The organism is Variovorax sp. GW458-11-26-14-LB1 (assembly GCF_059423965.1).
In genome coordinates this window covers 1-10,121 of sequence record NZ_JBWKYW010000093.1, presented here as the reverse complement: position 1 = coordinate 10,121, position 10,121 = coordinate 1, and the positions used below count along the sequence as shown (strand labels likewise).

Sequence of the window (10,121 nt, the reverse complement as noted above, 5' to 3'; positions counted from 1 at the left end):
GAGGGTAGGGCACTCACCGGAAACATTCTAAAAGCGGGGCGCAGACCGGGCGATTCGCAGGGTATCGGGGTGTCCGGGCGGTGTATTTGGCGCGCTTATACCGATCCTCAACCGATCTCATTGGCTTTGGCGAAGGCGAAAACCTAAGCTCCCTCTCGCCAACGTATTCGCACAACAAGAACGCACCGGAGACACCCAATACACCGCCATGGCCCACCGCCATGCCGCGCAGGGGGCCGCCGCGCGCGTTCGCCGACCACCCTGAAAGCCGACGCCATGACGACACCCCGCCCCCTGCGCTCCGCCGCCTGGTTCAACAACCCCGAACACAGCGAACTCTCGGTCCTGCACCTGGCCTGGTTCCTGAACTACGGCCTCACCCGCGAAGAGCTGCAATCGGGCAAGCCGATCATCGGCATCGCGCAAAGCGGCTCTGACCTCACGCCCTGCAACCGCCACCACCGCGAGCTGTCGCTGCGCGTGCGCGAAGGCATCCGCGAGATGGGCGGCATCGCGATGGAGTTTCCGATGCACCCGATCCAGGAGAACGGCCGCCGCCCCACGGCCGCGCTCGACCGCAACCTGGCCTACCTGGGGCTGGTCGAGATCCTCACCGGCTACCCGATCGACGGCGTGGTGCTGACCACCGGCTGCGACAAGACCACGCCCGCCGCGCTGATGGCCGCGGCCACCGCCAACATCCCCGCCATCGTGCTGTCGGGCGGCCCCATGCTCAACGGCTGGCACGAAGGCCAGCGCACCGGCACCGGCACCACGCTGTTCAAGGCGCGCGAGCTGTTCGCCAAGGGCAGCATCGACTTCCCCGGCTACATCGACCTCGTGGGCTCCACCGTGCCCTCGGCCGGCCATTGCAACGTGATGGGCACCGCCTCGACCATGAACGCCCTGGCCGAAGCCCTGGGCATGAGCCTGCCCGGCTGCGCGGCCATTCCCGCGCCGTACCGCGAGCGCGGCCAGATGGCCTACGAAACGGGCCGGCGCATCGTCGACATGGTGCGCGAAGACCTGAAACCCTCGGACATCCTCACGCGCTCGGCTTTCGAGAACGCGATCGTCGTCAACTCGGCCATCGGCGGGTCGACCAACGCGCCGATCCACCTCATCGCCATCGCCAAGCACGCGGGTGTGGAGCTCAACATCCAGGACTGGGAAACGGTCGGCCTCGACGTGCCGCTGCTGCTCGACATGCAGCCCGCCGGCAAGTACCTCGGCGAAGAGTTTTACCGCGCGGGCGGCGTGCCCGCCGTGGTCGCCGAGCTGCATCGCCACGGCCTGATCCGCACCGACGCGCGCACCGTCAACGGCCACACCCTGGCCGCCAACTGCGCCGACGCGCCGGTGAAAGACGCCGACGTCATCCGCCCCTTCGACCAGCCGCTGCGCGAAAACGCCGGCTTCCTCGTGATGTCGGGCAATCTCTTCGACAGCGCGATCATGAAGACCAGCGTCATCTCCGACGAGTTCCGCGCGCGCTACCTGAGCCAGGCCGGCGACCTCGACGCCTTCGTGGGCCGCGCCATCGTGTTCGACGGCCCGGAAGATTTCGAAGCCCGCATCGAAGACCCGTCGCTGGACATCGATGCGAGCTGCATCCTGTTCATGCGCGGCGTCGGCCCCATCGGGCACCCGGGCTCGTCGGAGGTGGTCAACATGCGCGCGCCCTCGCACCTGCTCAAGAGCGGCGTGTCGGCCTTGCCCTGCATCGGCGACGGCCGGCAGTCGGGCACCTCGGGCTCGCCGTCGATCCTCAACGCCTCGCCCGAAGCCGCAGCGGGTGCCGGCCTGGCACTGCTGCAGACCGGCGACAAGGTGCGCGTGGATCTGAAGGAACGCACCGTCAACATGCTCGTCGACGACGCGGTGTTGCAAGCGCGCGCCCGTGACCTCGAAGCGAAGGGCGGCTACCCGATTCCCGCGAGCCAGACGCCATGGCAGGAGATCCAGCGCGCGATGGTGGACACGCTGTCCGAAGGCATGGTGCTGAAGCCGGCGACGAAGTACCAGCGCGTGGCACAGACGGCGGGGATTCCGCGTCGGAATCACTGAGGACTTTTGTTCAGGGCGACGCTCCCGCCGACGGGGTGCCTTGCTCCGCGAATGTCCCCCGGCCTGCGGGCTTCCGCCCCTCCCCCTTGGTTTCGCTGCGCAAGGCACCCCATCGACGTGAGCGTGTTCAGAGCACGTGTGGATCGGCCCGCACAACGACCGCGCCCATCGTGCTCAGGACACTGGGTGCTTCCCGCAGCGAAATCAAGGAGGAGGGGCGAAGCCCCGGGGGACATTCGCGGAGGGAAGTACCCGGTGGCCTGTGCACACGCCCTGAATGAACCCGCCCCGCACCCAGAATTTTCTAAATCAGCAAGAAGGAGTCAGACATGAAGTGGATGAGCGTTCAAACGCCGCAGGGCCCCCGCGTGGGCTACATCAAGGACGGCGCACTGCAGCCCGTCGATGCGGCCCGCATGCAGGACATCGTCGAAGGCCAGCCCTGGCGCGACGCAGGCCAGCCGATCCCCCTCGCCGACGTCAAGCCCACCTTGCCGTTCGCACCGAGAAACATCATCTGCATCGGCGCCAACTACCGCGACCACTGCATCGAGACCGGCCTGGCCATCCCCGAGAAGCCCGTCGTGTTCGCGAAGTTCAGCAACACGCTGGCCGCTGATGGCGATGCGATCACCTGGCCCGAAGGCTTCACCGAGAAGGTCGACTGGGAAGCCGAACTCGGCGTCGTCATCGGTAAGCGTGCACAGGGCGTGAGCGAGGCCGAAGCGCTCTCGCATGTGTTCGGCTACGTCGCCGCCAACGACGTGAGCGCGCGCGACGTGCAACTGGGCGAGGCGCAGTGGGTGCGCGGCAAGTCGCTCGACGGCTTCTGCCCGCTCGCGCCCACCGTCGTCACGCGCGACGAAGTGGCCGACGTGCAATCGCTGGGCATCCGCTGCCTCGTCAACGGCGAGGCCGTGCAGTCGTCCAACACCAGCGAAATGATCTTCTCGGTCGCGTTTCTCGTCGCGTACCTCTCGCGCGCCATCACGCTCGAACCCGGCGACCTGATCCTCACCGGCACGCCCGCCGGTGTCGGCCTGGGCCTGAAGCCGCCACGCTTCCTCAAGCGCGGCGACGTGGTCTCGGTCGAGATCGACGGGCTGGGTTCGGTGACGAACCCGGTCCACGGCGCGGTCGCACGCGGCTAGCCTCCACGGCTTCCAGACAGACATACCTATTCAGGAGACAACAACAATGACAACCACGAGTCCCTACGGCGAGCTGGTCAGCGCCGCCATCCACAAGGCGCGCTGGCGCCTGCTGCCCATGCTGATCGTCATGTACATCATGTCGATCCTCGACCGCGTGAACGTCGGCTTCGCCAAGCAGGCGCTGCAGATCGACACCGGCCTGAGCAACAGCGCCTTCGCGCTCGGCGCCGGCATCTTCTTCGTGAGCTACGCGATCTTCGAAGTGCCGAGCAACGTGATCCTGTCGCGCGTCGGCCCGCGCATCTGGCTGTGCCGGATCATGGTCACCTGGGGGCTCGTGGCCTCGGCCATGATGTTCGCCACCACCGAGACCTCCTTCTACGTGCTGCGCTTCCTGCTCGGCATCGCGGAGGCGGGCTTCTACCCCGGCGTGCTGCTCACGCTGACCTACTGGTTCCCCGCCAAGGTGCGCGCGCAGGCCAACGGCATCCTGCTGTTCGGCTTTGCGGGCGCGCTCGTCATCGGCGGGCCGATCTCCGGTGCGCTGCTCGACATGAACGGCATCGGCGGCCTCAAGGGCTGGGAGTGGATGTTCCTCATCGAGGGCCTGATGGCCGTGGTGGTGGGCATCGTGGCCTTCTTCGTCATCGTCGACCGGCCGCACAACGCGCCGTGGCTCACGACCGCACAGCAGAACGCGCTGCAGGCCGTGCTTGACCAGGAAGCGGCGGAGAAGTCGGCCGACAGTCCGCAGACCGTGTGGCAGACCTTGTGCAATCCGCGCGTCATGTTCTTCGCGCTGAACTTCTTCATCGTGCAGATCGCCGCCTACGGCCTCATCTTCTATCTCCCGACCCAGGTGGGACAGATCCTGGGCCAGAAGATCGGCCTGCTGGTCGGCTTCGTCACCAGCATCCCGTGGCTGCTGGCGCTGTTCGTCGTGTACTTCGTCACGCGCTGGTCCGACCGTCACCACGACCGCCGCCGCGTCACCGTGGCGACGCTGTACACGATCTTCGGCGTGTGCGTGTGCCTGTCGGCGCACGGCTCACCGATCTTCGCGATCGCGGCGCTGTCCATCGGCGCGTCGACCTACCTGTCGGGCACGCCGATCTTCTATGCCTTCCTGTCGGAGCGGCTGTCGGGCCTGGGCATTGCCACGGGCATCGCGCTGGTCAACTCCATCGGCAACCTGGGCGGCTTCGTGGCGCCCAACCTGCGGACCTACGTGGAGCAGAACCACGGCGGCTCGGCCGCGGGGCTGTACACGCTGGGCAGCGCGGCGCTGCTGGCCGCGCTGATGCTGGCGCTCATGCCCAAGGGTTGGCGCGTGGCGAAGAAGAGTGGGGCTGCGGCGGCGCCGGCGGCCGTGCTCGACGGCCGGGCGCGCGCCTAGCCGTTCAGAAGGCCTGTCGCCAGACGCGCGACAGGGCCTGCCACGCGCAGTCCACCTCCGGCCGCTTGAGCGCGCCGGCCAGGCAGACAAAGCGCAGGTCGCAGCCGATGCTCACGCGGTCGGCAATGACCAGGCCGTCGCGCTGGCTGGCCTGCAGCGCCAGTGCGTCGCGCGCCAGCGAAATGCCCACGCCGGCGCGCACCAGCGCCAGCATCGACATCTCCTGGTCGGCCTGCGCGGCTTTCTTCAGCACCAGCTTGTGGGCCTGCAGCACCGGCGCCAGCAGCCGCGAATGCGAGGAGGTTGCCGGTGCCAGCACCCACGGCAGGTAGGCCAGCTCGGGCCAGTCGCGGCCCAGCACCTGCGGCGCCCAGCCGCTCGGGCCGATCACCTGGTAGTTGAAGCGCGCCAGCACCTGCGAATGGAACAGTTCACCGTCGTGGCGCCGTGAGGCGGCGCTGGCCTGCGGCAGGTCGGTGGCCTCGGGGTCGCCGAGGTAGAAGCCGATGTCCAGCTCCTTGTTCAGCAGTTGGGCGAGGACGTCGCCGCTCGTGCCCTGGTGCAGCTCGGTCTCGAGCTCAGGCGCCAGCGCCACCAGCTCGGTGAGGAAGGGGCTGAGCCGAGTGAAGTCGGGGTCGAGGATGGTGCCGATGCGCAGCGAGCCGCGCACGCCGCCCTTGAGCCGCTCGGCGGCCACCGCGAAATCGTTCAGGCTCTCGAGCGCATGTTCCGCATGGTTGAGCAGCGCCGCGCCGTCGCGCGTGAGCAGCAGGCCGGTGGGCGTGCGCTGGAACAGCTCCAGCTCGACCAGCGCGCCCAGCTCCTTGAGCTGCAGGCTCACGGCCGGCTGCGTGAGGAACAGGCGCTGCGCGCCGCGCGACACCGAGCCCTCGCGGGCCACGGCCACGAAGGCCTGCAGGAGCCGGGGCTCGATCTTCTTCATGCCGCGCCGGGGAAAGGCTGCAGCTGCTTGTACATGACGAAGGCGTCCACGAAGCCCAGCTGCGGATGCCTGAATGCGCCCGGCAAGGTGCCGACGATGGCGAAGCCCATGTGCTGCCACAGCCGCACCGCGCGCTCGTTGGTGGAGACGACGAAGTTGAACTGCATCGCCAGGAAGCCCATGCGCAGGGCCTGCTGCTGCGAGTGTTCGCACAGCGCAGAGGCCACGCCCAGGCCGCGCGCCGCCTCGGACACCACATACCCGCAGTTGCTCACGTGCGCGCCCTGGCCGGGCTGGTTGGGGCGGATCACATAGGTGCCGAGCACGGCGCCTTCGTCGTTGCAGGCCACGAAGGTCAGGGTAGGCACCTTCATCCACGAATGGCGGGCCTGTTCTTCCGTCACATCGGGCGGGTAGGTGTAGGTGTCGCCGCGGCGGAACGTCGGTTCGAGGACGGCCCAGAGGGCGGGCCAGTCGGTATCGAGGGCTTCGCGGATCTGGATCATGGGGTGATTCGGAAAAGGTGCGACATGCCAACAAGGATAATCCGCGCCCATGGAAATCATCAGCTTTCTCGTCGACTTCATTCTTCACGTCGACAAACACCTCGAGGCCTTCGTGGTCGCCTACGGCCCCTGGGTCTATGCGCTGCTGTTCCTGATCGTGTTCGTCGAGACCGGCGCGGTGGTCATGCCGTTCCTGCCGGGCGACTCGCTGCTCTTCATCGTCGGCGCGCTGTGCGGCGTGGGGCTCATGAGCTTTCCGCTGGCCTGCGGCATCCTGATCGCGGCGGCCATCCTGGGCGACCAGTGCAACTACTCGATCGGGCGCTACTTCGGGCCCAAGGTGTTCCAGTGGGAGAACTCGCGCTTCTTCAACCGCAAGGCCTTCGACCAGGCCCACAGCTTCTACGAACGCTACGGCGGCATCACCATCGTGCTGGCGCGCTTCATGCCCTTCATTCGCACCTTCGCGCCCTTCGTGGCGGGCGTGGCCGAGATGAACCGCGCGAAGTTCACGGCCTACAACGTGGGCGGCGCGCTCATCTGGGTGCTGGGCATCGCCACCGCGGGCTACTTCTTCGGCAACCTGCCGTTCGTGCGCCAGCACCTGGACAAGATCATCTGGGCGCTGATCTTCGTGCCCGGCCTGCTGGCGATCTTCGGCGCGTGGCGCGCCTCGAAGGCCGAGAAGGCGCGGGCGGCGGCGTCGCAGGCCTGAGCGGCTCTCGGCCCGCCCCAAAAAAAAACGCGCCGGAGGGCGCGTTTTTTCGTTGAGGGTTGGAAGGGTCAATCAGTAGCGCGGCCCGTTGTCCGGGTAGTAGCCACTGCCGCGCGGGTAGCGCTGCTGGTTGTAGTAGTTGCGCTCGTCGACGTTGCGGCCCACCTGGTTGCCGATGATGCCGCCGATGGCCGCGCCGCCGAGCGTGCTGCCCGTGTTGCCGCCGATCGCATGGCCCACCGCCGCGCCGCCGAGTGCGCCAATGCCGGTGCCGAGGTTCTGGTTCGGACCGCTCGCACAACCTGCCAGCGTCATGACCGAAGTGGCAGCTGCAGCGGCGATCCAGAGACGTGTCTTCAACATGAGGTCCACCTTTCGAGAGTGATGGCTCATCATGGTCAAAAGTATGCATTTCGCGGTGTAGGAGCCTGCCGCGCTTGCCTGTGCGCAGGGGCGCGTGTTGCGGAACGCAACGCCTGAAAGCGGGTGTGGCCAGGTGGTGCTAGGGGGTGCGCGGCTTCGGCGCCTTCTTCTTCGGGGCTTCCAGCGCACCCGACGACGCCGCCCGCAGGATGCGGCGGAAGGTGGGGCATTCCATGTGGCTGGGCGCGGGGCAGACCGCCGCATGCCGCAGGCCGTCGCGCATCGCCGTGAGCTGGCGGATCGTGCGGTCCAGGTCCTGCGCCTTGTCCGCGAGCAGTTGCCGGTCGATGCGCGGCTTGCCTTCGGGCGAGAACATGTGGCCGATTTCCTCCAGCGAGAAACCGGCGGCGCGCCCCAGCGCGATGAGCGCCAGCCGCTCCAGCACCTCGGGCGCGAACACGCGGCGCAGGCCGTGCCGGCCGGTCGAGGCGATCAGTCCTTTTTCTTCATAGAAGCGCAGCGTCGAGGCGGGAACGCCGGCGCGTTGCGCGACTTCCGAAATGTCCATGTGCCGGCCCCCTCTTGACTTCAAGTCGACTTGAATTGGCACAGTCTAGCTCTCGCCGCTTGAAGGCACCTGAAGGAAAACGATCATGGACGACACATCTCCCGCCAATGCCGAACAGGCCGCCTTGTGGAACGGCCACGCCGGCAGCGCCTGGGTCCGGACGCAGGCCGTGCTCGACGCGATGTTCCAGCCGCTCGAAGCGCGGCTGAGCGACGCGGTGCGCGCCGCGGGCGCCCGCCGCGTGCTCGACGTGGGCTGCGGCACCGGCCGCACGACGCTCGCCGTGGCGCGGCAGCTCGGCCCGACCGGCCAGTGCCTCGGCGTCGACATCTCTGCGCCGATGATCGAGGCGGCGAAGGCCCGCGCCGCGCGCGAGGCGCTCCCGTCGGCCCGCTTCGTCTGCGCCGATGTGCAGGGCCACGCCTTCGAGCCGGCCGCGTTCGACACGGTGATCTCGCGCCTGGGCGTGATGTTCTTCGACGACCCGGTGCGGGCTTTCGCGAACCTGCGGCATGCCGCGACGGAGGGCGCGGCCCTGCGCTGCATCGCCTGGCGCGGCGGGGCCGACAACCCGTTCATGACCACGGCCGAACGTGCCGCCGCGCCGCTGCTGCCCGGCCTGCCGCCGCGCCAGCCGAACGCACCGGGCCAGTTCGCGTTCGCCGACCGCGCGCGGGTCACGGGCATCCTCGAGGCGAGCGGATGGGGCGAGGTCGACATCCAGCCCTTCGAGGTCGAGTGCGCGTTCCCCGCGACGGCGCTGGCCGACTATTTCACGCGGCTCGGGCCGGTCGGCCTGGTCCTGCAGGGGGTGGATGACGCAACGCGCGCGCAGGTCGTCGAGACGCTGCATGCCGCCTTTGCGCCCTATGTGCAGGGCGACGACGTGCGCTTTGTCGCGGCCTGCTGGATGATCGCGGCGCGCGCCCCGATGCGGGAGCGCGGCCATGTCTGAGGCTGTCGAATGCGCACTGCGCACGCTGTGGATCGGCGTCGGCGCGACCGTGGTGATGGACCTGTGGGCCGTGCTGCGCCAGCGCCTGTTCGGCATTCCCTCGCTGGACTACGCGCTCGTGGGCCGCTGGCTCGTGCACCTGACGCGTGGGCGCTTCTTTCACGACCCCATCGGCAAGTCGCCGCGCGTGGCGGGCGAGGGCGTCATCGGCTGGAGCGCGCACTACCTGCTCGGCATCGCGTTCGCGGCCGTGCTGCTCGCGGGCTGGGGGCTGGCGTGGGCGCGCCAGCCGACGTTGGTGCCTGCGTTGATCGTCGGCATCGGCACCGTGCTCGTGCCGTTCTGCGTGATGCAGCCGGCGATGGGCGCGGGCTTTGCCGCGCGCCGCACGCCGCGCCCTGCGATGGCGCGGTTCCAGAGCGTGGTCACGCACAGCGTCTTCGGCGTCGGTCTTTACCTGGCCGCGTGGGTTGCCCGCATGGCGGGCCTCTAGCCTAGAGCTGGCGGCTGCGCGCGAGCGGCGGGTTCTGCGCGAAGTAGCGCTGGATGCCGCGCATCAGTGCGTCGGCCAGGTTTTCCTGGTAGTCGGCGCGGCGCAGATTGGCTTCTTCCTCGGGGTTGCTGATGAAGGCGGTCTCGACCAGCACGCTCGGGATGTCGGGCGCCTTCAGCACCGCGAAGCCGGCCTGCTCGACCTGCGCCTTGTGCAGCCGCGCGCCGATGCCCTTGATCTCGCCGAGCATCGCGCCGCCGAGCTTCAGGCTGTCGTTGATCTGCGCGGTGGTGCTCATGTCGAGCAGCGCGCGCTGCACCTGCGCCTCGTGGTTGCCCACGTTCACGCCGCCGACCTTGTCGGCGTCGTTTTCCTTGTTGGCCAGCCAGCGCGCGGCGCTGCTGGAGGCGCCGCTCTGGCTCAGCGCGAACACGCTGGCGCCGCGCGCGGCGGGCGTGGTGAAGGCGTCGGCGTGGATGCTCACGAACAGGTCGGCCTGCACGCGCCGCGCCTTCTGCACGCGCACGCCCAGCGGCACGAAGAAGTCGGCGTCGCGCGTGAGAAAGGCGCGCATCGGGCTGCCGTTGACGCTGGCCGCGTTGATGCGCTCGCGCAGGCGGTGCGCCACCTGCAGCACGATGTCCTTCTCGCGCGTGCCGTTCGGGCCGATGGCGCCGGGGTCTTCACCGCCGTGGCCGGGGTCGAGCGCCACGATGATGATGCGGTCGGTGCGGCTGGCCGTGGCGCGCGGCGGCGGACCGGGCGGCGTCACGGGGCGCGCTGGCGGAGGCGCTGCAGCCACCACGGGCGGCGGTGCCGGCGGCAGTGGCAGCGGCATGCCGCCAGGGGGCAGGGCCGGCGCGGGCCCGGAGGGCGCGGGGCGCGCGGCCTGCTGCGCCATCAGGTCGCCCAGCGGGTCGACGGGCGGCATGGCGGGGCGCACGGGCGCGGGGGCCGGCGA

11 protein-coding genes are annotated in these 10,121 nt (G+C 69.0%); 6 read left to right on the top strand and 5 right to left on the bottom strand.

Features of this window, described 5'->3' with window-relative positions; genetic code table 11:
• Positions 1 to 276: 276 nt before the first annotated feature.
• The 3 genes from AC07YS_RS31635 to AC07YS_RS31625 all read left to right on the top strand — a co-directional run bounded on the left by AC07YS_RS31635 (position 277) and on the right by AC07YS_RS31625 (position 4,617).
• Positions 277 to 2,067: an IlvD/Edd family dehydratase gene (locus tag AC07YS_RS31635; RefSeq protein WP_159271145.1), complete on the top strand. Its 1,791-nt coding sequence runs from the start codon at positions 277 to 279 to the stop codon at positions 2,065 to 2,067.
• A gap of 329 nt (positions 2,068 to 2,396) precedes the next feature.
• Positions 2,397 to 3,218, top strand: a complete 822-nt coding sequence (locus AC07YS_RS31630) for a fumarylacetoacetate hydrolase family protein (RefSeq protein ID WP_159271148.1) — start codon at positions 2,397 to 2,399, stop codon at positions 3,216 to 3,218.
• 46 nt (positions 3,219 to 3,264) lie between these two features.
• Entirely contained in the window at positions 3,265 to 4,617 is a 1,353-nt protein-coding gene (locus AC07YS_RS31625) for an MFS transporter (protein ID WP_495270279.1), read from the top strand.
• A gap of 4 nt (positions 4,618 to 4,621) precedes the next feature.
• Here AC07YS_RS31625 and AC07YS_RS31620 read toward each other — a convergent pair whose 3' ends face one another.
• Both AC07YS_RS31620 and AC07YS_RS31615 read right to left on the bottom strand, forming a co-directional pair.
• The gene (locus tag AC07YS_RS31620; RefSeq protein ID WP_062478516.1) at positions 4,622 to 5,560 is read right to left on the bottom strand and encodes a LysR family transcriptional regulator; all 939 of its coding nucleotides are present in this window, start codon (positions 5,558 to 5,560) and stop codon (positions 4,622 to 4,624) included.
• Positions 5,557 to 6,066, bottom strand: coding sequence for a GNAT family N-acetyltransferase (locus tag AC07YS_RS31615; RefSeq protein ID WP_447745675.1), 510 nt, complete (start codon positions 6,064 to 6,066; stop codon positions 5,557 to 5,559). The genes AC07YS_RS31620 and AC07YS_RS31615 overlap by 4 nt, the downstream gene beginning before the upstream one ends.
• A gap of 49 nt (positions 6,067 to 6,115) precedes the next feature.
• Between AC07YS_RS31615 and AC07YS_RS31610 the strand changes: the two genes are divergently transcribed.
• Positions 6,116 to 6,781 (top strand): DedA family protein, encoded by a 666-nt coding sequence (locus tag AC07YS_RS31610; RefSeq protein ID WP_062478522.1) that lies wholly within the window; start codon positions 6,116 to 6,118, stop codon positions 6,779 to 6,781.
• Between the two features lie 72 nt (positions 6,782 to 6,853).
• Here the strand turns inward: AC07YS_RS31610 and AC07YS_RS31605 are convergent, their stop codons facing one another.
• Both AC07YS_RS31605 and AC07YS_RS31600 read right to left on the bottom strand, forming a co-directional pair.
• Positions 6,854 to 7,144 (bottom strand): YMGG-like glycine zipper-containing protein, encoded by a 291-nt coding sequence (locus AC07YS_RS31605; RefSeq protein WP_223301444.1) that lies wholly within the window; start codon positions 7,142 to 7,144, stop codon positions 6,854 to 6,856.
• A 139-nt stretch (positions 7,145 to 7,283) separates the two neighbouring features.
• A complete protein-coding gene (locus AC07YS_RS31600; RefSeq protein WP_139699904.1) occupies positions 7,284 to 7,712 on the bottom strand; it encodes a helix-turn-helix domain-containing protein in 429 nt (142 codons plus the stop codon).
• 85 nt (positions 7,713 to 7,797) lie between these two features.
• On the opposite strand from AC07YS_RS31600, the gene AC07YS_RS31595 reads away from it, so the two are divergent.
• Both AC07YS_RS31595 and AC07YS_RS31590 read left to right on the top strand, forming a co-directional pair.
• Entirely contained in the window at positions 7,798 to 8,667 is an 870-nt protein-coding gene (locus AC07YS_RS31595; RefSeq protein ID WP_495270280.1) for a class I SAM-dependent methyltransferase, read from the top strand.
• The gene (locus tag AC07YS_RS31590; RefSeq protein ID WP_495270281.1) at positions 8,660 to 9,160 is read left to right on the top strand and encodes a DUF2938 domain-containing protein; all 501 of its coding nucleotides are present in this window, start codon (positions 8,660 to 8,662) and stop codon (positions 9,158 to 9,160) included. The genes AC07YS_RS31595 and AC07YS_RS31590 overlap by 8 nt, the downstream gene beginning before the upstream one ends.
• A gap of 1 nt (position 9,161) precedes the next feature.
• On the opposite strand, the gene AC07YS_RS31585 is transcribed toward AC07YS_RS31590, so the two are convergent.
• A partial coding sequence (locus AC07YS_RS31585; protein WP_495275763.1) for an N-acetylmuramoyl-L-alanine amidase family protein occupies positions 9,162 to 10,121 on the bottom strand: 960 nt, incomplete at its 5' end.

Coding starts and splice junctions, on each gene's coding strand:
- AC07YS_RS31630 (WP_159271148.1), top strand. CDS start 2,397: ATGAAGTGGATGAGCGTTCAAACGCCGCAGGGCCCCCGCGTGGGCTAC.
- AC07YS_RS31605 (WP_223301444.1), bottom strand. CDS start 7,144: ATGTTGAAGACACGTCTCTGGATCGCCGCTGCAGCTGCCACTTCGGTC.
- AC07YS_RS31600 (WP_139699904.1), bottom strand. CDS start 7,712: ATGGACATTTCGGAAGTCGCGCAACGCGCCGGCGTTCCCGCCTCGACG.
- AC07YS_RS31635 (WP_159271145.1), top strand. CDS start 277: ATGACGACACCCCGCCCCCTGCGCTCCGCCGCCTGGTTCAACAACCCC.
- AC07YS_RS31615 (WP_447745675.1), bottom strand. CDS start 6,066: ATGATCCAGATCCGCGAAGCCCTCGATACCGACTGGCCCGCCCTCTGG.
- AC07YS_RS31610 (WP_062478522.1), top strand. CDS start 6,116: ATGGAAATCATCAGCTTTCTCGTCGACTTCATTCTTCACGTCGACAAA.
- AC07YS_RS31595 (WP_495270280.1), top strand. CDS start 7,798: ATGGACGACACATCTCCCGCCAATGCCGAACAGGCCGCCTTGTGGAAC.
- AC07YS_RS31625 (WP_495270279.1), top strand. CDS start 3,265: ATGACAACCACGAGTCCCTACGGCGAGCTGGTCAGCGCCGCCATCCAC.
- AC07YS_RS31590 (WP_495270281.1), top strand. CDS start 8,660: ATGTCTGAGGCTGTCGAATGCGCACTGCGCACGCTGTGGATCGGCGTC.
- AC07YS_RS31620 (WP_062478516.1), bottom strand. CDS start 5,560: ATGAAGAAGATCGAGCCCCGGCTCCTGCAGGCCTTCGTGGCCGTGGCC.